The organism is Acinetobacter nematophilus, assembly GCF_026344175.1.
Lineage (GTDB): Bacteria > Pseudomonadota > Gammaproteobacteria > Pseudomonadales > Moraxellaceae > Acinetobacter > Acinetobacter nematophilus.
Genome location: NZ_JAPKMY010000009.1, coordinates 57,403 through 80,013, shown reverse-complemented (window position 1 = coordinate 80,013; position 22,611 = coordinate 57,403). Strand labels below are relative to the sequence as shown.

The 22,611-nt window shown below is 38.2% G+C and carries 25 protein-coding genes; 13 read left to right on the top strand and 12 right to left on the bottom strand.

The window, feature by feature from the left end:
* The first annotated feature begins 187 nt into the window (after positions 1 to 187).
* Positions 188 to 2,647 carry an ExeM/NucH family extracellular endonuclease gene (locus tag OSH00_RS15490; protein ID WP_266131191.1) on the top strand — a complete coding sequence of 820 codons (2,460 nt, stop codon included), beginning with the start codon at positions 188 to 190 and terminating at the stop codon, positions 2,645 to 2,647.
* Between the two features lie 60 nt (positions 2,648 to 2,707).
* On the opposite strand, the gene OSH00_RS15485 is transcribed toward OSH00_RS15490, so the two are convergent.
* The 3 genes from OSH00_RS15485 to OSH00_RS15475 all read right to left on the bottom strand — a co-directional run bounded on the left by OSH00_RS15485 (position 2,708) and on the right by OSH00_RS15475 (position 6,996).
* Entirely contained in the window at positions 2,708 to 4,651 is a 1,944-nt protein-coding gene (locus OSH00_RS15485; RefSeq protein ID WP_266131190.1) for a sensor histidine kinase, read from the bottom strand.
* Positions 4,597 to 5,289, bottom strand: coding sequence for a LuxR C-terminal-related transcriptional regulator (locus OSH00_RS15480; protein WP_266131189.1), 693 nt, complete (start codon positions 5,287 to 5,289; stop codon positions 4,597 to 4,599). Before OSH00_RS15480 ends, OSH00_RS15485 begins: the two co-directional genes overlap by 55 nt.
* Positions 5,290 to 5,532: 243 nt before the next feature.
* Entirely contained in the window at positions 5,533 to 6,996 is a 1,464-nt protein-coding gene (locus tag OSH00_RS15475; protein ID WP_266131188.1) for a SulP family inorganic anion transporter, read from the bottom strand.
* Positions 6,997 to 7,210: 214 nt separating this feature from the next.
* On the opposite strand from OSH00_RS15475, the gene gstA reads away from it, so the two are divergent.
* From gstA to OSH00_RS15460, 3 genes are all read left to right on the top strand, one after another.
* A complete protein-coding gene (gene gstA / locus OSH00_RS15470; RefSeq protein ID WP_004824362.1) occupies positions 7,211 to 7,822 on the top strand; it encodes a glutathione transferase GstA in 612 nt (203 codons plus the stop codon).
* Positions 7,823 to 8,031: 209 nt separating this feature from the next.
* A complete protein-coding gene (locus OSH00_RS15465; RefSeq protein WP_266131187.1) occupies positions 8,032 to 8,613 on the top strand; it encodes an NAD(P)H-dependent oxidoreductase in 582 nt (193 codons plus the stop codon).
* Positions 8,614 to 8,657: 44 nt separating this feature from the next.
* A complete protein-coding gene (locus OSH00_RS15460; RefSeq protein WP_266131186.1) occupies positions 8,658 to 8,972 on the top strand; it encodes a putative quinol monooxygenase in 315 nt (104 codons plus the stop codon).
* 498 nt (positions 8,973 to 9,470) lie between these two features.
* On the opposite strand, the gene OSH00_RS15455 is transcribed toward OSH00_RS15460, so the two are convergent.
* From OSH00_RS15455 to OSH00_RS15420, 8 genes are all read right to left on the bottom strand, one after another.
* On the bottom strand, positions 9,471 to 9,656 hold the full coding sequence (locus tag OSH00_RS15455) for a hypothetical protein (protein WP_266131185.1): 186 nt from the start codon (positions 9,654 to 9,656) through the stop codon (positions 9,471 to 9,473).
* A gap of 290 nt (positions 9,657 to 9,946) precedes the next feature.
* Positions 9,947 to 10,645, bottom strand: a complete 699-nt coding sequence (locus OSH00_RS15450) for a hypothetical protein (RefSeq protein WP_266131184.1) — start codon at positions 10,643 to 10,645, stop codon at positions 9,947 to 9,949.
* Complete coding sequence (locus OSH00_RS15445) at positions 10,642 to 11,328, bottom strand: hypothetical protein (protein ID WP_266131183.1); 687 nt, start codon at positions 11,326 to 11,328, stop codon at positions 10,642 to 10,644. Before OSH00_RS15445 ends, OSH00_RS15450 begins: the two co-directional genes overlap by 4 nt.
* Before the next feature lie 177 nt (positions 11,329 to 11,505).
* A complete protein-coding gene (locus OSH00_RS15440) occupies positions 11,506 to 12,291 on the bottom strand; it encodes a thiazole synthase (RefSeq protein ID WP_266131265.1) in 786 nt (261 codons plus the stop codon).
* Positions 12,292 to 12,320: 29 nt separating this feature from the next.
* Complete coding sequence (gene thiS, locus OSH00_RS15435; RefSeq protein WP_004824354.1) at positions 12,321 to 12,518, bottom strand: sulfur carrier protein ThiS; 198 nt, start codon at positions 12,516 to 12,518, stop codon at positions 12,321 to 12,323.
* A gap of 51 nt (positions 12,519 to 12,569) precedes the next feature.
* Complete coding sequence (locus OSH00_RS15430; RefSeq protein ID WP_196075632.1) at positions 12,570 to 12,935, bottom strand: DUF423 domain-containing protein; 366 nt, start codon at positions 12,933 to 12,935, stop codon at positions 12,570 to 12,572.
* A gap of 157 nt (positions 12,936 to 13,092) precedes the next feature.
* The gene (gene rpoH / locus OSH00_RS15425) at positions 13,093 to 13,962 is read right to left on the bottom strand and encodes an RNA polymerase sigma factor RpoH (protein WP_004824351.1); all 870 of its coding nucleotides are present in this window, start codon (positions 13,960 to 13,962) and stop codon (positions 13,093 to 13,095) included.
* Positions 13,963 to 14,100: 138 nt separating this feature from the next.
* A complete protein-coding gene (locus OSH00_RS15420; RefSeq protein WP_266131182.1) occupies positions 14,101 to 14,355 on the bottom strand; it encodes a sulfurtransferase TusA family protein in 255 nt (84 codons plus the stop codon).
* A gap of 379 nt (positions 14,356 to 14,734) precedes the next feature.
* Here OSH00_RS15420 and OSH00_RS15415 point away from each other — a divergent pair, with 379 nt between their 5' ends.
* A complete protein-coding gene (locus OSH00_RS15415) occupies positions 14,735 to 14,947 on the top strand; it encodes a cold-shock protein (protein ID WP_004824348.1) in 213 nt (70 codons plus the stop codon).
* A gap of 107 nt (positions 14,948 to 15,054) precedes the next feature.
* On the top strand, positions 15,055 to 16,206 hold the full coding sequence (rhlB, locus tag OSH00_RS15410; protein ID WP_266131181.1) for an ATP-dependent RNA helicase RhlB: 1,152 nt from the start codon (positions 15,055 to 15,057) through the stop codon (positions 16,204 to 16,206).
* Between the two features lie 106 nt (positions 16,207 to 16,312).
* On the opposite strand, the gene OSH00_RS15405 is transcribed toward rhlB, so the two are convergent.
* Positions 16,313 to 16,693, bottom strand: coding sequence for a hypothetical protein (locus OSH00_RS15405; protein WP_266131180.1), 381 nt, complete (start codon positions 16,691 to 16,693; stop codon positions 16,313 to 16,315).
* Between the two features lie 295 nt (positions 16,694 to 16,988).
* Here OSH00_RS15405 and OSH00_RS15400 point away from each other — a divergent pair, with 295 nt between their 5' ends.
* From OSH00_RS15400 to OSH00_RS15370, 7 genes are all read left to right on the top strand, one after another.
* A complete protein-coding gene (locus tag OSH00_RS15400) occupies positions 16,989 to 17,564 on the top strand; it encodes a nitroreductase family protein (protein WP_266131179.1) in 576 nt (191 codons plus the stop codon).
* 84 nt (positions 17,565 to 17,648) lie between these two features.
* Positions 17,649 to 18,722, top strand: coding sequence for an NAD(P)H-dependent glycerol-3-phosphate dehydrogenase (locus OSH00_RS15395; RefSeq protein ID WP_266131178.1), 1,074 nt, complete (start codon positions 17,649 to 17,651; stop codon positions 18,720 to 18,722).
* Between the two features lie 79 nt (positions 18,723 to 18,801).
* Positions 18,802 to 19,257, top strand: coding sequence for a phosphohistidine phosphatase SixA (sixA, locus tag OSH00_RS15390; RefSeq protein ID WP_266131177.1), 456 nt, complete (start codon positions 18,802 to 18,804; stop codon positions 19,255 to 19,257).
* Positions 19,258 to 19,294: 37 nt separating this feature from the next.
* Complete coding sequence (gene gspL / locus OSH00_RS15385; protein WP_266131176.1) at positions 19,295 to 20,437, top strand: type II secretion system protein GspL; 1,143 nt, start codon at positions 19,295 to 19,297, stop codon at positions 20,435 to 20,437.
* A complete protein-coding gene (gene gspM / locus OSH00_RS15380; protein WP_266131264.1) occupies positions 20,437 to 20,916 on the top strand; it encodes a type II secretion system protein GspM in 480 nt (159 codons plus the stop codon). The genes gspL and gspM overlap by 1 nt, the downstream gene beginning before the upstream one ends.
* A gap of 90 nt (positions 20,917 to 21,006) precedes the next feature.
* Complete coding sequence (locus tag OSH00_RS15375) at positions 21,007 to 22,011, top strand: quinone-dependent dihydroorotate dehydrogenase (protein ID WP_266131175.1); 1,005 nt, start codon at positions 21,007 to 21,009, stop codon at positions 22,009 to 22,011.
* Between the two features lie 3 nt (positions 22,012 to 22,014).
* A complete protein-coding gene (locus OSH00_RS15370) occupies positions 22,015 to 22,605 on the top strand; it encodes a CvpA family protein (RefSeq protein WP_266131174.1) in 591 nt (196 codons plus the stop codon).
* The last annotated feature ends 6 nt before the right edge of the window (positions 22,606 to 22,611 follow it).

Below are 22,611 nucleotides of genomic sequence, written 5' to 3'. Positions count from 1 at the left end.
GCACCCGAAAGGGTGCTTTTTTATACAAAAACATCTGAAAATCAGATATTTTAGCACTTTATTTTAAATTGCTATGATATTTGATCAGCCATCCCGGGGCAAAAGCTTGCAATCGGATGATCTGAATTCACGATATTGTCATTAATAAAAATTAATCTGCTGTAAATTTCAACAAATGTTAAAAATCATGCAAATTTTAAAACCACATACTCTATGTTTAAGCCTTGCTTTATTGGGTTGTTCATTTTCAAGCCATGCACAATTGATGTTTAGTCAATATATCGATGGTGCTGCCAATAAAAAAGGATTAGAAATTTATAATCCAGATGCAACAGCAGTTAATCTCGCGGATTATGAAATTCAGCAATACACCAATGGGGTAACGAGCAAATCAGCAACATTTGCCTTACAGGGAAATCTCGCCGGCAAAGCAAAATTTATTTTGGGTCGCAGTGAATTACAAGCAGAAATTGGAACTAAGGTAAATCAAGTCGCTGGTTTGACATTCAATGGTGATGATGCATTGGTTCTTTTATATAAAGGAACTCCAGTCGATCGTTTTGGGCGTATTGGTGAACGTCCAGCAAGTGGAGGTTGGGGAACAACGATTACCAGTTATCAAAATAGCCTAAGCAGAATAAAAAATAAAAATGATGTGAGTTCAGTAGATCCCAATAGCGCCTTCGACTTGGATAGCGAGTGGACAAAATGGTCAGATCGTAATGCCTTCAATACCTATTTAGGTGCAGACACAACAACCCCGCCAACAGGAAATGCTTTGAGTTGTAGCACAGCTGATACTCCTATTGCAGATTTGCAGTCTGCTACACAGAATCAGCAGTACATCGTTCGAGGGGTCATTACCGCCGACTATCGTTATCAGGATGGATTTTCAGGTTTTTATATCCAAACGCCTGACACAAAAGCCAAAGCGAATTTGAGTAATGCAATTTTTGTATATATTCCTGCTGGAAGTCCAGTCATTGGTGGAAAAGCGGGTGAGGAAGTGATTCTTAAGGGACGTTTAACGACTTATCAAAATCAGTTACAGCTTGATCAACTCAGTAACAATATTGGTACCTGTAATAATCAAGCTGCCAACTTAGTCAGTGCAACACCGGTTCAACTTCCATTTTCAAATTTAACGGATGCAACAGGCAATTCACCTAAACGTTATCAAGGGATGTTGGTGAAAATGCCACAAACTTTAACGGTCAGTGAAAACTATGATTATGGTCGTTATGGTCAGCTGTCATTAAGTCTGGGACGTTTATATATCCCGACCAACTTATATCCTGCAAAATCAGCAGAAGCAGTTGCACTAGCCAAAACCAACCTGTTATCAAAAATTATTTTAGATGATGGTTATAATAATCAAAATAGAACACCTTGGCTTCCAGTAAATTTTAATGCTGCCAATACCTTACGGACAGGTTATCAGTTAAAGAATGTTGAAGGGATTTTAGAATATCGTTTTAATGCCTGGCGTATCCAGCCAGTTCAAAATAAAACCTTACCTGAAATTGTCAAAGATACTAATTCTCGAAATGCAAATGTTCCTGCTAAAGATACTAAGCAAGTCCGTGTTGCTGCATTCAATGTCTTAAACTATGACAATTCTCCTTTGATTGGCGTTAAACCTGATCGTGGTGCAAACACTGCTTCAGAATTTAACCGCCAACATGCAAAAATCGTCAACGCAATTAAAACCATTGATGCAGATGTATATGGTTTGATGGAAATTGCCAACAATGGTTATGGTGATAAAAGTGCAGTCGCTTATTTAACCAAGGCTTTGGGGGCAGATTGGAAATATGTTATTCCACCAAATATGGATAAATTAGGAACTGATGTGATCGCAGTTGCGATTATCTATAATAGTAAGCGTGTAAAAACTGTGGGTAACCCAGTGGTTTATGATGATTTGACGCAGAAAAATCGTGTCACTATGGCGCAAAGCTTCCAAGCCGTGACTGGCGGGAAAACTTTTACGGTTATACCCAACCATTTAAAATCTAAAGGCAGTTGTCCTGATGATAAGGCATCACCTGAAGCCAACCAAAATGATGGTCAAGGCTGCTGGAATCCTACCCGTGTAACTGCAGTACAAAAATTGATTCAATGGATTGCAACCAATCCGACTAAAGCTGAAAAGCCTCATTATTTATTGGTTGGAGATATGAACAGTTATGCCAAAGAAGATCCAATCTTAGCCTTTGAAAAAGCCAACTATAAGGTATTGTTAAATGATGAAAAAATTGGTCAAGGTAAATTCGCTTATAGTTATGTCTTTGGTGTTGCGAGTGATGCAACAGGGAATGGTGGTGCAGGTAATTTAGATCATGCCATTGCAGATGCCAACTTATATCCAATGGTTAAACGTACTTTTGCATGGCACATCAATGCTGATGAACCTACGGCTCTTGATTACAACGAAGAGTTTAAAACAGAAGAGCAAATTGCATCTTTCTACAGTACAGATGCATTCCGTTCTTCTGACCATGACCCAGTTGTTGTAGATTTAGATTTAAATGATTCACCTACAACAGGGGCTAAAAGTAGTGGAGGAAGCACAGGGCTGTGGTCTTTAATTGGCTTGGTGTTATTGACAGTAACCTCGGTTTTGGCACGCCCTAAAAAGAAATAGGCTCGAACAATTTAAGGAAAGAGAAACTAGAGATTTAGTTTCTCTTTTTGATTTTAAAATTTATTCATTCTTATCTTTTAGGGGTAAGACGGCACGTATTACAGTAAATCCTTGCTGTGAATGTATCTCAAAGCTCCCTCCAATTCGCTTTACGCGAACCTGCATGCTTTGTAATCCAACATGCAGCCCTGACTGGACTTGATCAACTTCAAAACCAATACCATTGTCTTGAACGGTTAAAACCAATTGTTGACGTGCATTTTCAACCAGAGCAACCTCGACATCTGAAGCTTGGCTATGTTTTATAATATTGGTCAAGGCTTCTTCCGCCACACGTGATAAGGTTAAACAAATCAAAGGTGGTGGTTTCAGTAACCAATTCTCAGCAAATATCCATGTCGATTCAATTTCCATTTCTTCGAAAAGTTGAACAAATCGATGGCGTAATGGTGCAGCCCATATGATCGGATTTTCTGGAACTTTTTCACCTAAGCTTGTACCTGAGTCAATCACTTGTCGGAGATCATTCCGTAAAAGTTTAAACATGGAGAGGACTTGTTGTTTTTCGATATGTTCACTATGCTCAAGTAAAATCATTGAACGTACAATTGAACCACCCAGCCCATCATGTAATTCATGAGACAAATTCAAACGTTCCTGTAAACGCATATTATCGATTTGCAGTTGGTGTTTTTTCTCTAAAGACTGTTCCAAATGAAAAGTAACTGTCTCAACCGTTTCTTCAAGTGTTTGATTGAACTTTTCAATTCGGGAAACATTTTGTGAGATTCGATAAGCCAGAATAAATGAAATTGCCAAACTTGTGATTGGTGCTGCAAATGGTGTCCAATAGAGGTGTTGATCATCATAATTGAGCATGGTGTAGAGGTCATGAACGATAATCACCAGATAAATCAAAAAAATAAAAGCTAAAAGTAAAATGTCGACTTTGGGTTTTTTAAATGCAACCCATTGAAACAGCAGGCAGTTAAAAATAAATACCAGACCTGCATAAAGAAATGTAATCAGTAAGATTTTGTCCAAATATGCGTTAGGCGTAAAGAGTAATGCCAAGATGCAAATGATGAAGCTTGCTAAAAGTAAACGTTCAAGATATGTGTATTGTTGAAGCGCAAACCGCCACGCAAATAAACATAGACAATATACGTAACCGACTAAAAAAATTAAATTAAGTCGAGCCGTAAATAAAGTATCTGTAAATGGAATAGGTACCGTCGATATAATGTTATACGCAAATAACACCCAGAAAAATGAGGTTAGGCCAAACCAGCCAAAGGCTTTTTCTTCACGCCTGAATAGCCAAATCGTAAAGCCAATGGTTCCAAGAACAAAGCTGATGATTATATTGATTAAAAATAAAGTACGTCGTTCGAAAATCAGTTGATCATTTTGATTAACAATATCTTCTGCACGCCCAAATCGAATTTTGCCTAACCCAGAATGTTGTGAAGAAACACCAACAACACGGACTAAAATTTCATTTTTGTGATTTTGAACAGAGGATGAAGGAAGAACCCAATATCTAGGCATGTTCCAACTTCTTGATAAAGGTTCAACGAGAGACTTATCTTTCCATAACAATTCATTATTACTATAAATCGCACCAGCTAAATTAATGCGTTCTATCAAAAGCGCAATGGCTTGATGGTCTTGACTACATTGATAACGCCATTGAATTTTATACCATGCACTACCTGTATAATGATGCCAACGCTTTTCCCAATCATCGGGTAACTGAACATGCTCCCATCCTGTTTGAGGAACACGTTCTGGCTGATTTGCCTTCGCTTGGGCAACTTGTATATTGAGAATTTGAAAATGGCAATGTGCATCTCCCTCAAGACTTTGATTCAACAGATTTGCTTGAGCAAAACATGCAGTTTGCAGAGTTGCTAAAAGCAGATACAGAAAACCAATAACATTGAGTGTTAATTGAGTAATCCCATGTTGCGTGCTGTATCGATGGCTTTTGCTCTGTTGCATACCGCAAGTTTCCGATAAATATGTTTAATATGAGATTCAACGGTATAGCGAGATAAATTAAGTAGATCTGCAATTTCCTTATTGCTTAAACCTTGTGAAACCAGCTCTAAAATTCCAAGTTCTCTTTTTGATAAAATACTCTCATTTTCAGTTGTTTTTTGGCCAGTTATGGATTTGTTGCCATCATTTTTTTCATTGAAGTGTAATTTTTTTAAAATTTTTTGAGCAATAAATGGATCAATAGGTGCGCCGCCCCGTAAAACACTTCTGATTGAAAGTGCGACTTCAATATCATCACGTTCTTTGAGTACATATCCTGTTGCACCTGCACTTAATGCGTTGAGAATCGCATCTTCAGTACTCCATGCCGAAATCACTAAAACCGTGATGGTCGGATCATAGTTTTTTAAAATTTCTATAAATTCAATTCCATTTCCGTCTGGAAGTCCTAAATCAACCAAGGCAAAAGATGCAGAATATATTTCAAGTAATTCTTTGGCTTGTGCTAGACTTTGAGCAAAAGCTAAATCTGATGTTGAATACCCAATATTCACCAATATATCAGCCAGTCTTTTTTGTATAAGCGGTTCATCCTCTACAATGATGACAGGTACAGGTAGACTTAACTCATTGTTCATGATGTCAAAAAGCTCGTTGATGCTTAATGTATCTAGTTTTTCAGATATTTAGCTACTGCGCTATACCTGATAATAGGTATTTTACGACTTAAACATGATTTAGAACATGAAAATTAGAGTTTTTTGTAGATTGCCTGCGGAAAACAAACAGCATACAACCTAAGCTGATGCCGTTTAAATTTCAAACATGTGATTTACTCGCAGTGATGCTACAAAACTTCATGCTTTATATCACTTCTCAGATCATGAAGTAGTGCTTTCTGCTGATGTACTAAATTGATCTACAAGCATACGGCTTGCTTCATTCATACCAATCACTTCAACTTGAATATTATTCTGTAGAAATTTATTTTGTACTTGCTTTAACATATTGACCGAGGTGATATCCCAAATATGTGCATGCGTTAAATCAATGATGACTTTTTCTGTTGCTTCATGAAAATTAAAAAATTGGAAAAACTTTTCGGCACTGCTAAAAAAGATTTGTCCATAAATATAATAGTGGCGGCTATCGTTTAACAATTCAGAATGCACTCGAACTTCACTTTCAAGTTTATTTACCAAGAACAGTGCAGATAATAGAACACCAACCAATACTCCCAAAGCTAAGTTATGGGTCATCAATACAATAACAACTACTGTCAGCATGACTGTATTACTTTGTTTCGGATGTTTGGAAAAGTTTTTGAGTGAGTCCCAATTAAAAGTTGTGAATGCCACCATAATCATAATTGCTACCAAAGCAGCCATTGGAATATAAGCCAACCAATTTTTAAAAAAGACCACCAAACACAGTAAAAATACTCCAGCGACCAGTGTTGACAAACGTGTACGTGCACCTGAAGAAACATTGATAATCGATTGTCCAATCATTGCACAACCTGCCATACCGCCCATAAATCCACTGGCTATATTCGCAATACCTTGACCACGACATTCTTTATGGCGATCACCTTCAGTTTGCGTGACTTCATTAACAATGGTAGTTGTCATCATGGTTTCAAGTAAACCGACAGTTGCCAAAGTGACTGCATAAGGAAAAATAATTTTTAAAGTATCAAGGTTAAGCGGTATTTCAGGAATAAGGAAAATAGGCAATGTATCAGGAAATTTACCTAAATCACTTACAGTACGCATATCCGTGCTGAACAAAATTGCGACCAGACTAAGTACAATGATGCATACCAAAGGTGAGGGAATCAGTTTGCCAATTTTGGGGATATAAGGAAATAAATAGACAACAAGTAGTCCTAATCCAACAAATAGATAGGCGGTCAAATCCATACGTTGCAATTCGGGAATTTGTGCGACAAAAATTAAAATTGCCAATGCATTCACAAATCCATACACCACAGACTGAGAAACAAAACGCATTAATTTTGCGACTTTGAAATAGCCTGCGAGGATTTGAATGATGCCAGTTAAGATTGTGGTAGCAAATAAATATTGTAGACCATGATCTTTGACCAAAGTTACCATAAGCAATGCCATAGCGCCTGTGGCTGCAGAAATCATGGCTGTGCGACCACCAAAAAAAGCAATAGTGACAGCGATACAAAAAGAAGCATACAGACCCACTTGAGGATCAACACCCGCAATTGCAGAAAAAGCAATAGATTCAGGAATAAGTGCTAAGCCCACAACTAGTCCAGCAAGTACATCTGTACGGATATTGGACAACCATTCTGTCTTTTTTAGACTAATCACTATAGACCTTTCATCATTCTTTAAAGATGCGTATGTTAAAACATCTTTTAGTGAAAATGCAGCTAAGTTTGACTTGAAAAAGTCTTCATTTTGCTGAATATTCAAGTTGTAGCTATTTTATAAATCTATGCTGATTTGCAGTTTTATGTTTCTTGACTTGAAATTGCCGATAAAGCCATTTACAACTTAAACAGTCATATAACAAGGATTAGATATGAAGTTATATTATTCACCAGGTGCATGTTCTTTAGCTGCTCATATTTTATTGAATGAAATTAATGTTGATTTTGACCTTGAACGTGTTGATTTAAAAACACATAAAACAGAAAAGGGTGCAGATTATTACGAAATTAATCCTAAAGGTTATGTTCCAGCTTTAGAAATCAATCCAGGTCTGATTTTGACTGAAAATGTCGCAGTTCTTCCATTCATTGCTCAACATGACCCAAAACAAGATTTGATCCCACCATCAGGTTTGGGACGTGCCAAAGTATTGGAATGGCTAGGTTATTTAAACTCTGAATTACATGATGAATATGCTGTATTTTTTGATCCAGCAATTACCGAAGACGAAAAAGTACGTGGTTATGCAACATTGGATAAGATGTTGAAGTATATAGATGACTATCTCGCTGAATCTGAATATGATTATTTGGTCAATGACCGTTTTGGTCCAGCAGATGCGTATTTATTTGTACTCACCAACTGGTCGAACTATATTCAGCATGATTTAACGCCGTTTACCAATATTGTAGCTTTACGCAATAAAGTGGCTGAACGCCAATCTGTGCAGATTGCAATGCGAGATGAAGGTTTAATTCCTTGACGCAAAAATCATTTAAAAAACACCTTCGGGTGTTTTTTTTTATGCTTGATCAATTTCTATCGATTTCGCTCAGATATCTCAATCAATTGTTTAAGGTTATTGTTGACTTTTAGTCAATAATATTTTGCTTATTCATGCATTTTTTACACTAAAAATTATCATTATAGTGACGCCATTGGTTTAAAACATTGACGATACACAGGTGAGTAATGAGTAAGATTCTGATTGTAAATGGCGCAAAACAGTTTGCACATTCAAATGGTGAGCTAAACGATACTTTAACCGCTTTGGCTGAACAGGTACTTTCAGATTTAGGACATTCTGTGAAAGTGACTCGTACAGACGCAAGTTACGATGCTCAGGAAGAAGTAGAAAAATACCTTTGGGCAGATACAGTGATTTACCAAATGCCAGGTTGGTGGATGGGGGCGCCTTGGACAATGAAAAAGTATATCGATGATGTATTCACAACAGGTCATGGAAGCTTATATGCCAATGATGGTCGTACACGTTCTGATGTGTCAAAAAAATATGGTTCAGGTGGATTGATCCATGACAAAAAGTATATGTTGTCACTAACATGGAATGCACCTATAGATGCATTTGATGATCCAGAACAATTCTTCCATGGTGTGGGTGTAGATGGTGTTTATTTACCTTTCCATAAAGCCAATCAATTTTTAGGGATGCACAGCCTAGACACCTTTATTGTAAATGATGTGATTAAAGCACCTCAAGTTAGGCAATATGAGCAGCAATATCGTGATCATTTGCATCGACTTTTTGCTTAAGATATGCAAATCAATAACTCATTCAAAATGCTGAGGAACGTAAAATGTTGACGATTATTGCTGAAATTTATGCCCATCCGAATGGCCCACATAAAGAACAGATCATTCAAGCTTTTAAAAAAATTACACCAATAGTATTGCAAGAACAGGGCTGTCATGGCTATCAGCTTTTGGTGGATGCCAATGTTGATGTGAATTATCAAACTCGGGATGCTGATTTGATTGTCATGCTTGAAAAATGGGAAAGTATTGAGTATCTGAATGCTCACTTACACACTGAACATATGCAAAAATATCAGCTTGAAGTCAAAGACCATGTGGCTGAAATCAAAATTCGAGTTTTAGCACATGGGTTGTAAAACCACTTTTCATTAAACAGTTGTTTCCTGCTTTACGAGAAGCTAGCGGTGGCGATACAGCCCAAAATTGATCTGCTCCAACTTGAGTAAAGATGCTTTGTTTAATTTTGACTATGATATTTGTGGAGTGTGTTTAAGATTAAGCTCAGGAGTGTTTAAGCTTTGTTTGAATCTTCTGGTTAAAAAATCAGTACTGTCACTACGACTATTACCTGATGGTCGATCAAATTAATGTAAATCGTAACCAATTAGATTAAATACTTGGTTTTGATAACGGAATGTATATACATTATTAAAAATCCCCCTATGATTCACAAAGAAATCCAAAATTTAAAGAGATTTTGAGTTATCCATTCTGGATGATGGGGGAGTGGTCTACAATTAGAGGATCAATTAGGCATTTCTTTTCACTATTGCTTTCCCTTGTAAGTGAATCATTATTGGCAATCTGGCGGTAAGTTTGATCATCTTTAAATAGAACCAGCAATTTGCGCTCATTTAGGTTGAGTCGTGAATTTTCTGGTTTTTATCATATGAGCCATCATTCACAATATTTTTTTGATCAGTGTTTTCAAGAATTAACACCAGATCTGCCTGCTGATCCCTATTTAAGTCACCTTCAGCTTCGCTGAGTATTTTCCAGCCTTGGGGGAATAAAAACTTGAAGTTTGGTTTCAATGGCATCTGCCATAACCCAGTTTGAGCAGTTTATGAATGCAAAAAATAGATAGAATAATTTTTCACCATACATTATTTTGATCCTATGAAATTTATAAGCGTTTTCTCTGATAAGCCCTTTTTCAAACTATTAACCAGCATATAATCTCCTGATCTGAATCTTTTTTCTAACAGAGAGGAAATTTTTATTATCCCTATGGCTTGTTCCATATGATCATTTTTGATTTATGGAAGAGATCTAATGAATGAAGTTTTATCATCAATCTAATATTGGCTTGATCAGGTTTCAAACTACTTTATTCATATTCTCCATAATGCTTGAAATCAATTTGTTCTAATGTGAGTGTATATTTTTGTTTTAACTTTGACCAAGATTCTTGCTGAGAGGCTTTTTGATTTTCAAAAGCATCGCCACCCGAAGTTTTTTTGATTTTTCCTGTTAAAAAATTGATACTTTTCGCATTGATTTCGCCAGATGCTCGATGAATGTCAGTAGTATCATAGCCTATCAACTTAAAAGATTGGTTTTGGTAGCGGAAAGTAAAAAGATGATTGCTCACATACCACGAACCACAGCTGAGCCAATAATGTAAATTAATTTGCACTAATCCATTTTTGATGCTGAGTGAATTGTCTTCGCCTAAAGGATCAGCAAGACAAGGGGATTCCGGGTCTCCTTCACTTGGTAAAGTGGAATTACTTGCTACAAGACGATAACCTTGAGGGGATTTAAGTAGAATCAATAATTTTCGACGGTTTAAATTGAGCTGAGGATTGCCTAAACGATCATTTTTGACAATATTTTTTGGATCAGTATCCTCAATAATCAAGGCAAGATCTGGCTGCTGATCACCATTTAAGTCACCTTGTGCTCTGCTAAGTATGTTCCAGTTTTGAGGGACAAAGGATTGATAGCTTGTTCGAGTATCAGCCCAAAGAAAAGCTGAATATGTAGTTAGCATGCAAAATAAAATTAGCGGTATTTTATTCTTCATTGTTTTTCTCCAATCCACTGAACACTAAAGTTGAGAACTAACGCTTCATTCTCCCAAGGAATATTTTCCAGAGTATAACTTTTTGCTGACTTGATTGTTTTCCAAATCACTTTAGGTGGTGTTTCAACTTCAGCAAAAATATTTGCAGTCGAGCTTAGTTTGGCTTTATGCGTCAGAAAGTTAATACTAATTTCGTCTTGTTTACCATTAATTTTATCTAGATAAGATGAGTCATAACCAATTAAATCGAAGTGGCTATTGTTTAATTTAAAACTGTACGTCGTGACTAAACCATAGGTATTACTACATGATGACATGCTACTGAATATCAATTCTAAACGTTGATGGTTTATTCTCAAGGAGGAATCATCTAAAGCATCGTCGGTACACTTTTCACTTGCATGGTAGGTCCAGTTTGGAATGTGTTGACTGAATTTGAGTTGTGGTCGTTGATCTTTATCAAATAGAACCAAAAGCTTCCGGTTGTGTTGATGTTTGTTTTTGGGTTGAATCAGCAGTGCAATGTCAGTTTTTCCGTCCTGATTCAAATCACCTCTGGCTTGGCTGAGTATTTCCCAATCGTGTGGTACAAATTTTTTTAAAGCATCCGATGGCTGATTTGCAAAACTTATGATGGGTGAACAGGCAATAAGAAAAAGACTCGTATTTATTATTTTAAACATAATTTTTCTCAATTGATTTATTAGGGGCTGCTGACAATTTGTCCATATTTGCGACAGTGCAAAGCATTTATGAAATGTCAACAGACCCTAAGATATTTAAGCCTAAAAGAATTTCGAAAAATACAGTTAGGTAATTTAAGTCTTTCAGTGAATCATCAAGAAGCGATTTGATGGCAGCTATTTAAAGAAATAACCTGTCTCAGGTGAACTTGCATTTGCCATGCGTTTACGTGGCATACGACCTGCTAAATAAGCTTCACGACCCGCTTCTACAGCTTTTTTCATTGCTGAAGCCATCAAAATGGGATTTTGTGCGGCAGCAATTGCAGTATTCATCAAAACACCATCACAACCCAATTCCATTGCAATTGCTGCATCACTTGCAGTACCGACACCAGCATCAACCAATACTGGAACCCTCGCATTTTCTTTGATGATGGAAATGGTATGTGGATTTAAAATTCCAAGACCGGAACCAATCAGACTACCCAAAGGCATAATCGCAACACAGCCCATGCTTTCAAGCTCTTGGGCCACAATAGGATCATCCGATGTGTAAACCATCACTTCAAAACCATCATCAATCAATGTGCGCGCAGCTTCCAGTGTTGCAGTTACGTTAGGGTAAAGGGTTTTCTCATCACCTAATACCTCCAGTTTAACCAAGTTATGCCCATCTAACAGTTCACGAGCCAACATACAGGTACGTACCGCACTATTGGCATCAAAACAACCTGCAGTATTGGGAAGGAGAGTATATTTTTCAGGCGGGATCACTGACAGCAAATTAGGTTGATCTGGATTCTGCCCAATATTTACACGTCGAATTGCAACGGTGACAATTTCGGCACCACTGGCTTGGATGGCTAAATCTGTTTCCTGCAAGTCCTTATATTTGCCGGTACCGACAAGAAGACGGGACTGGAAGGTGCGTGAACCAATTATCAGTGGAGAGTTTTCAATAGGTAAATCTAGCATGGGAGAGCTCCAAATTAGCCGCCACCAACCGCATGAATGATTTCAATACGGTCTTTTTCAGCAATAGGGGTGAGTTCAAGTTTGCTTTTGGAAATAATCATTTCATTCATTTCAACTGCAAAGCGTTTACCTTCCAGCGAAAGTTCTTGAACCAGTTGTAGAAGATTTTGGCAAGAGGTTTCTTGGGGCTCACCATTTAAGAAAATTTGCATAGACATTCCATTCGATTGCGCAAATTGTGATTTAAAAAAATCAAAACAGATTTATTTCGCGTATTTTAAGGCATTCCAGGCAAGCACCAGCCAGCCAGCGATCATCAGTGCACCGCCAATCGGTGTAATTGCACCCAAGCCACGCGGTAAACCGAGTGCCATGATATATAATGAACCGCAAAAAAATAGGATTCCAATCTGGATCAGCAAAAAACTGGCTTTGATTGGAAGTTGTGGAATGACTTTACTGAGTACTGCCAATGCCAATAAACCCAGGGCATGATAGAAGAAATAATCCGTTGCAGTTTGCCACCAAGCCAATTGTGCTTCTGTTGCTCGGGCTTTTAAGCCATGTGCCCCAAATGCACCTAAGATTACTGCAAGTGCTAAATTCAGTGCTGAAATTGCAATCCACATAAGCCATTCATCTGCATCAATTTGCGCATAACCATAACATAAAATTTAACTCGGATTAAAGGCAAAATCTATGAAGATGTGAGATTCAATAAAACGCTAGGTAAAATAAAAGGGCAGATCGCCCTTTTATTCAAACCAATGTATTTGCAGATGGAAATTAGTTGGATGACATGGCAATCTTAATTTTATCCATGGCATTTTTTTCCAATTGGCGAATACGCTCGGCTGAAACATTATATTCTGCCGCTAACTCGTGTAATGTAGATTTATCATCATCTAACCAACGGCGTTGCAAAATGTTTCTTGAGCGATCGTCTAACTGTTCCATTGCATCATGCAAAGCGGAGGTGCTTTGTTCTTCGTAATCTTCTTCTTCAACTAAACGCGCTGGATCGTAACGATTATCTTCTAGATATAGGGCGGGAGCAACATGCGTTGAGCCTTCATCGTCATCATCACCTTGAGCTTCAAAAGCTGCATCATAAGCAGTCAAGCGACCTTCCATTTCCAAGACTTGCTCTGGTGTAACGTTCAGGTCCTTGGCAATCGATTGTGCTTCTTCAAGAGTGAGTTTTTTGCTCGATTTTTTAAGACTGCGCAAATTAAAAAATAATTTACGTTGTGCTTTTGTCGTTGCAATTTTTACAATTCGCCAGTTGCGGATCACATATTCATGAATCTCAGCCTTGATCCAATGCACTGCAAAAGACACTAAACGAACCCCCATATTAGGGTCAAAGCGTTTAACAGCCTTCATTAAACCGAGATTGCCTTCTTGAATTAAGTCACCCTGTGGTAAGCCATAACCTGCATAACTACGGGCAATATGAACTACGAAACGTAAGTGAGACATCACTAACATTTTTGCAGCATCTAAATCTTGATCATAGAAATAACGATCAGCCAACTCTTTCTCTTGCTCAGCTGTCAAGATAGGAATCTGATTTACGGTGCTGATATAAGCACCTAAGTTAACACCTGGTGCAGATAAGGACAGGGGCATCAACTGATTGCTGCTGTCACTCATGAGTTCTCCTTATAGGAATTTGGTCGTATTACTAATGCATTCATCTTAATTCGAATATTGTACATAAGTAAGAAAATTTGGGTATAGAAATGTAAACATATATGCAAATTTGCAAAAATAAATTTTAATTGAAAATAATTAAGATTCAATTAAGTAATGAAATTCATGCTCAGATACTTGAGTCAATTGGCAGTCAAGCTGATGCATTTCACAGTAACGGGAAATGTCGATCATACTGTGTGGGTCAGATGACTTTAACAAGAACATTTGCTGTGGCACAGCTTTTTTTAATTCACGTTTCAACATTAACAAAGGCATCGGGCAAGGTTTACCCATACTGTCAATTTCGGTTGGGTTTGTATCAATAGGTGTCTGACCTAAAGTTTTATTCATTTTATGGCAAAAATATAACACTGTTAAGGACGTAGTATTTTAGCAAGTTTCTTAGAACTACCCAACACAATTTGCAATATTCTTGCGTTGATAAAATATAATATTCAAGGTGTATAAAAAATAAGCTTGATATCGAAAATAATTATCAAAAAAAATTCTATTAATTGTCATAAACCCATGTTAAGCTCGTTGCGTATTTAGGATTTATCAGAAACAATTGTTGTTTTGAACCCTATTACAAATGGATGTAACCGGGATTTTGTTAATAGTTTTACAGAATGATTACAAGCTTTGAAATTACAAAATATTTTAAAACTTTGTTTGCTCTGCTGTTTGCAACACCGGGTGGTCCCTTTTCTTAATAACTGAGGATTAACTTATGACAGCTCGTGAACAAGGCGTAGTTAAATGGTTCAACGACACTAAAGGCTTCGGCTTTATCCAACGCGCAGGCGGTGATGACGTTTTCGTTCATTTCCGTGCTATTCAAGGTGAAGGTCATCGTTCACTTCGTGACGGTCAGCGTGTTGAATTCAGCGTTGTGCAAGGTCAAAAAGGTTTTCAAGCTGAAGAAGTTCAGCCTTTAGACTAATCTTAAATTTTTAAAAATTTAAGTGGCGCTCCAATTTTTTATAAATTGGGGCGTTTTTTGTTTATAATGGGCACAATTCAAAGTGTCTACAGCTAGAGCTCGTATTTATGTCATCAGGTTTCGAAACCCTTAATTTACATCCGCAACTTAAACAAGCGATTGATGCTTTAGGGTTTAAAGAAATGACCCCCATCCAACAGAAAGTATTGAAATATACTTTGGCAGGACATGATGCAATCGGGCGTGCTCAAACTGGTACGGGAAAAACCGCTGCATTTTTAGTCAGTATTATTAATGATTTACTTACCAATCCGATTCAGACGCAACGCTATCGCGGAGAGCCGCGTGCTTTGATTCTTGCTCCGACACGAGAGTTGGCGATTCAAATTGAAAATGACGCCAAGGATTTGGTGAAATATAGTGATTTAAATGTCGTCACGTTGGTGGGTGGTGTAGATTTTGACAAGCAGCGAAAGCAGTTGGATCAAGGGTTTGTTGATATTTTAGTTGCGACACCTGGTCGTTTAATTGATTTTACTGAACAGAAGGAAATTTGGTTAGATCAAATCGAGTTTTTGGTCATTGATGAAGCTGACCGTTTATTGGATATGGGCTTTATCCCTTCAGTAAAACGTATTGTACGTTTCTCTCCACGTAAAGAACAACGTCAAACTTTAATGTTTTCCGCTACTTTCAGTTATGATGTGCTTAATCTCGCACAGCAATGGCTTTTCGAACCCGTCACAGTAGAAATTGAACCAGAAAAGAAAACCAATGCGGATGTAGAACAACGCGTTTATGTCGTCGAAAAGAAAGACAAATATAAGTTATTGCGTGAAATTTTAACGGATGAACCGATTGAAAAAGTGATGATTTTTGCCAATCGCCGTGATCAGGTCCGTAAATTGTATGATCATTTAAAGGCGGATGGTTATAAAGTGGTCATGCTTTCTGGCGAGATTGCACAAGATAAGCGTTTGAAAATGTTGGATCAATTTAAAAATGGTAAACATAATATTATGATTGCAACAGATGTTGCTGGTCGTGGTATTCATGTTGATGGTGTATCGCATGTGATCAATTTTACCCTCCCTGAACAGTCTGATGATTATGTACACCGTATTGGGCGTACAGGGCGTGCAGGAACTCAGGGGGTTAGTATCAGTTTCTTGTCAGAAGACGATGCCTTTAATTTACCGACGATTGAAAAGGCCATTGGACAGAAATTACCTTTGACGCGCTTGGAAGGTTATTGTTGAGCATTTAAATTCAATTGATACAGATCAAACTAAAAATCCCACTTAATCAAACTTCCAAATTATTGGGACGGTTCATTAGGTGGGATGTTTAATTGAAATCATCAGATTAATTGGTTTTACAGCTAAAAGTTAAAGTGGTTTGGTAGTCAGTATCTTTTTCGATTCCGTAGTTTTTGCCCATGACAGAACCGATCACTCCAGCCGCAGCAGTGATCATTTTGCCAGTCTGTTCATCGACCACACCATTTAAAGTTCCATGATATTCAGTTTTTTCATTGATTAAGACGGGTGCGGCTTTTTTGCCACAAGTTTTGTTGGCAGCAACAATGGCATTGTTTTTTGCAGTAATTTGATCTTTACCTAAACCTGTGACTTCATATTGATTGTCGGCTTTTTGAATGGCTAAAGTTTGAGTTGGGTTGGATGCACATGCGCTTAGAAATAGTGCAGAACTGGCTAGGAGCGAAAGCGCTGTTAATTTATTCATAATGACTCCAAATTATCGTTGATTAAATAAAAGAATTTTTTAATTAGCCATGATTTGAACATAGAATATGTGCTAAATATTGAAAAACATGTATAATTTTTGCAGTTTTTATTGGTCTTATTGATAAATACGGCTATGGGTTGAACATAACAATTTTCAGAACTAAAATTCAGCTTGAGCATTTTCTTTAAAAAATTGACGTGGCTGTTGAGTAAATTTTTGCTGAGATAGCTTAATGATTTTAGAGTATGCTAATCTTACAAACAGTCCATTTAAATAGATTACAGCTAGGTCAATGTCAGATTTAAATTTCAAAGCAGTACATGACAATATCCACAAACGTCAATCGATTGGTCAATTGATTGAGCCTGCGCCATCACATCAGCAACTGAATATTGCATTTCAGGCAGCACTTGCTGCGCCAGACCATCATCGTTTAAAACCAACACAATTTATTGTGGTCGAAGGTCAACAGCGTGAGGCGTTTGGAGAATTGTTGGCTCAATCTATTGCGGATTTAGGGGAAACTGACTCTGCTCAAATTGAAAGGGTAAAACATCACCCGTTTCGCGCACCGATTTTGGTTTTGGCTGTGACTAAATTTCAAGATCATCCCAAAGTTCCATTTTTCGAGCAAATATTAAGTAGTGGTGCAGCGATTCAAAATTTTTTGTTGTCTTTACAGGCTCAAGGTTTTGCAACGATGTGGCGTAGTGGGGCGGTGGTTGAATCTAAACACTTAAAGTCAGCACTTGGTTTGGCAGATCGTGATTTAATTTCAGGTATTGTTTACGTGGGGACAGCTGCAAAAGAAATTGCACCGCGTCCCGAAAATGACACTCAAGCATATGTTCATTTTTGGCAGAATTAATCACAAAATAACGAGAGCTCAAGTCTGAAAACTCGTTAAACATTCACATGTAATATTTCAGGATTAGTTTTTAGGATAATAATAATGTCGGATTTACGATTTAAAGATTTAATTGAACCCGTAGTATTGGATCAAAAGACAGCACTGCGTGTGACTGTATTGGGGGGCGGTAGTTTTGGTACCGCAATGGCGAACACGGCAGTACGCAATGGTTGTGATACCATGATCTGGATTCGTGACGAAGCCATCGCAAATGAAATCAATACTACACATATCAATAAGCGCTATCTTCCCGACTTTCAATTAGAAGCAGGTTTACGTGCTGAGTCAAATTTGGAAAAAGCGGTGCGTGACCGTGACATTATTTTGGTTGCTATTCCCAGTCATTCATTTCGAGATGTGTTGCGCCAGATCAAGCCATTCATTAGTGCACAAGCTGTAGTGTCTTTGACCAAAGGAATTGAAGCCAAAAGTTTCAGTTTCATGAGTGATATTATTTGTGAAGAACTGCCTGAAGTACCTTATGGTGTACTTTCGGGCCCAAACTTAGCCAAAGAGATTATGGCTGGGCAACCCGCAGGTACAGTCATCGCAAGTGACAGTGAGTTGGTTCGTTATGCAGTACAACAAGCTTTGCATAGCGCATTGTTTCGGGTTTTTGGCAGTGATGATGTGCATGGTGTCGAGTTAGGTGGTGCATTAAAGAATATTTATGCAGTGGCCATGGGGATGGCAGTAGCGTACAAAGTGGGTGAAAATACACGAAGTATGATTCTTACCCGTGCATTGGCAGAAATGAGTCGATTTGCTGTTAAACTGGGTGCCAATCCATTGACATTTCTTGGCTTGTCTGGGGTTGGGGATTTATTTGCAACCTGCAATAGTCCATTGAGTCGGAATTATCAAGTTGGTTTTGCCTTAGGTTCTGGAAAGACACTTGAACAAGCGACAAAGGAATTGGGACAAACAGCAGAAGGGATCAATACCATTGTACAAGTGAATGCACGCGCTAAAGAGCTGGACGTCTATATGCCGATAACCACAGCGCTCTATGAAGTTATTTTCGAAGGGGCGCCACCCCTTAATATCGCTGTTTCATTGATGAAAAATGGACATCGAAGTGATGTGGAATTTGTGTTGCCTCATAATGAGGTTTAATTCCTTACAATTTGGGATTTAGAGATAGATCTGTAACAAAGCCTCGTTATAATCAGTGCAGTATTCAAAAGGAAATCTTATGCAACTGACTTTGGTGCGTCATGGTGAAGCAGCCCCAGCGATCAATGGTGTGGACAGTAAACGTCCTCTAACAGAACGTGGACATTTACAAGCGGAACAAACAGCACAATTTTTGAAAGAAACAGTACGCCCAGATGTATTTGTTGTGAGTACATTATTGAGGGCACAGGAAACATTGTCCCATATACAGGCTTATTTTCCAGAGATATCGGTATTGGTCTGTGACAAAATTAAGCCTGAAGATGATGCAAAAATAGCAATTGAATGGTTGTCACAATTACCATTTGAACGTATTGTGGTGGTATGTCATATGAATGTAGTTGGGCATATTGCAGAACAACTGACACATGAGCATTTTAATCCTTTTGCCTTGGCAGAAGCTCGGATCTATGAGCAAACAGTCATCGCAAATGGTCTATCGACTCAAAATAAAGCCTTTATTCCAACTGTATAAAAGCATTGTTAAAAGAACACACGGCAGAAAACGATAAATGTTGTACTTATGGATGCCTGAAGCCAATGGGGTTTGGCAATGGTCTCGAGGAAGTGATTGGACCACATCTTCGAGCCTAGAACAATTAATTCAAGATATTAAACTTTACCAAGGCGAAGAAGCAGTTGTTTTCTTTCCAAGTCGTGAAGTGCAGATTCTTCAGCAAAAATTTAGCAAGACTCAATATAAACAGTTGGGTGCAGATGGTGTTAAGTATTTACTTGAAGAGTATGTCATTTTACCGATTGACCAAATGAAAGTCTTTTCGCACTTTCAGCAACCAGACCAAGTTTCAGTGTTGGGGGTGAATCAACACACGATTACCACGATGCAACATTCTTTGTCTTTGGTTCCTTTAAAGATCGTCGCTTTATTGCCTGACTTTTTAATGTTGCCTATTCCTGAAAGTGGGCAGGTGGTTTTAGCTAATGTTAATGGACAATTGTTGGTGCGTGAGAATGAGTTTCTCGGCAATTCGATCGATGATCTTGGTTTGTATCTGGATTTTGCGGATCGAGAAAAAACTTTTTTATATAGTTCCCTGACCGACGCACAAGCGACCAGTTTATTTGCTGTAGCAACAACTGAACAGCGTGAGCCATTTAATTATCAGTTTACGGAAATCAAAAAGGCGAAGCAGCATCCATTTAATGTCCTGCCTAAAGCCAAACAGGCAAATGAGGGAATATCTCGTTATTGGCAAGCTTGTGCAGTTTTAGTGGTGGCTTTGATTGTTGCACAACTGAGTTATGATACATTACGCTGGTTTAAGCTGAAAAAAGTTGCCGATCAAACGGCATTGATTGCAGTCGATCAATATAAAAAATGGTTCCCCAATGAACAGCGAATTACAGAAGAATCCGTACAACGTCAGTTTAAAAATAAACTTGAACTCAGTCAGGGTGCGAATACACAGGCATTGCAATTGCTCAGTCGTGTTGGACCAATTTTGATGCAACATCAGATTATAGCCAATCGGGTTAATTATGAAACTTCTGTCTTAAACATGGATTTGGTTGCAAAGAGTTCGGAGGCATTACAGACTTTGGTAAAGCAATTAAACCAACAAGGTTTTAAGGCGGAATTGGGTAATATTCAGACTCAGGGTGCGACTGTGGTCGGTTTAGTGAAAATACAATGATGAAAACGATGGAAAACTTTCAAAACCGCTTAGACATTTGGTCTGAAAAAGTAGCTGACAATTTGGAAAAAATGTCAGCACGTGAACGCATCATGGTTGTTTTTACAACGATTTTTGTGATTGTTGCCGCGGTTGGTGCAGCCTTGTGGTATACCCATAAAGCTGCAGAAAAACAACAGTTGCGTTTAAATGAAATGAAAGATCTTGTGGTGTGGATGCAAAGTAATGTTGTCACCATGAAGCCAGCGGATGATTTGGCATTAACCACGGCAGATAAAATTCAACGTGTTGCACAACAGCAAGGGCTTTCTGTTGCCTCTCAGCAGGTTGGTGAGCAGTTTCAAATTGTTGCGCAACATCAAAATTACGCTGTTCTGGCAAACTTTCTGACTCAAATTGCGCAGATGGGCGTCAGCTTGGAAAAGATGGAACTGGTGAAAGAAGGCGCGCAGATTAAATTAACAGCGACGGTGCAATAAGTACTGAAAATAAACACAGTTCAAGCATAGCCTTTTCAGCATACTGTGCCTATAATGTGGCAACTTAAAAAGCAGTAGACTTTTATAGCTATGTTGTATTCACTTGCTCGCCCTTTGTTGTTTTCTTTAGCACCAGAGCGTGCACATGAACTCACATTATCCATGCTTAAATCTGCCCATAAAATGGGTGTGATGCGTCAAACCGTTGCGTCAAAACCAGTCACTTGTATGGGGATTGAGTTTCCTAATCCAGTTGGGTTGGCTGCAGGTTTGGATAAAAATGGTGCATATATCGATGCCTTGGCAGGTTTGGGATTTGGTTTTATTGAAATTGGAACTATTACACCAAAACCGCAGGAAGGCAATCCGCATCCACGTCTTTTCCGTATTCCTCAAGCCAAAGCCATCATTAACCGTATGGGATTCAATAATGATGGGGTAGACAAATTGGTTGAGAATGTCAAAGCAGCAAAATTTAAAGGTATTTTGGGAATCAATATTGGAAAAAATGCCTCTACACCTGTTGAGGACGCTGTTTCCGATTATTTGATTTGTCTGGAAAAAGTTTATCACTACGCGTCTTACATTACGGTGAATATTTCTTCACCGAATACCAAAAATCTGCGCTCTTTACAAAGTGGGCATGCACTGACTGAACTGTTAGAAACACTCAAAAAACGTCAGTTAGCATTGGCCGAAGAATTGCAGCACTATGTTCCGCTTGTTTTGAAAGTTGCACCAGATTTAGATGCAGCAGATATTGAATTTATTGCTTCACAATTGTTGCAGTTTAAAATCGATGGGCTTATTGTAACCAATACAACTTTATCTCGTGAAGGGGTTGAAGGTTTGCCGTATGGCGATGAAGCGGGTGGCTTGTCCGGTGCGCCTGTATTTGAAAAGAGTACAGCGTGTTTAGCTGCATTTTCTAAATTATTACAGGGTAAAATTCCTTTAATTGGTGTCGGTGGGATTTTATCGGGAGAACAAGCTGTTGCAAAACAACAAGCAGGTGCGAGCTTAGTTCAAATTTATAGTGGTATGATCTATACAGGTCCTACACTGATCAAAGACTGTGTTAATGCTATGACCTAAACGATGAATACCCTAGACATTATCCTACTGATTATATTGCTCATTGGAGGGCTAAACGGTTTGCGACAAGGATTCGTGAAAGCCTTTGCGAACTTGATAGGATGGATCTTTGCACTGATTGTCGGTGCAAAATATGCCAATATCATCGCGCCCTCTATGTCTGCACTGAGTCAGGATCCTGTAGTGCAGAAAATTGCTGCGTTTGCATTTATTGTCTTGGTCATTATTGTTTTAACATGGATTGCAACAGCAATACTCAATCAGGTTTTAAAGACCTTAAAACTTGGACCGTTAAATCGTTTAGCTGGTGGTGCATTGGGGACCTTGAAAGGTTTGTTTATCGTCCTCATAACTATGCAGGGATTAGGTCCTTGGGTTGACAGTTCACCGACTTGGAAACAGTCTAAAGTTATTCAGACGCTTCTGCCGTTTGCCCCTCTGGCATCAGAAATTTCTAAAGATGCAGCAAACGAAGCCTTAAATCATATACAGTCACAAGCGCATTCCGATGATGCTGTGAGAAATACTGATCGATCATCAAAAGCTGAAGATGATGATCAATCAGCACATTCGACAAAGAATCCGTTTTATTAGTCCTAG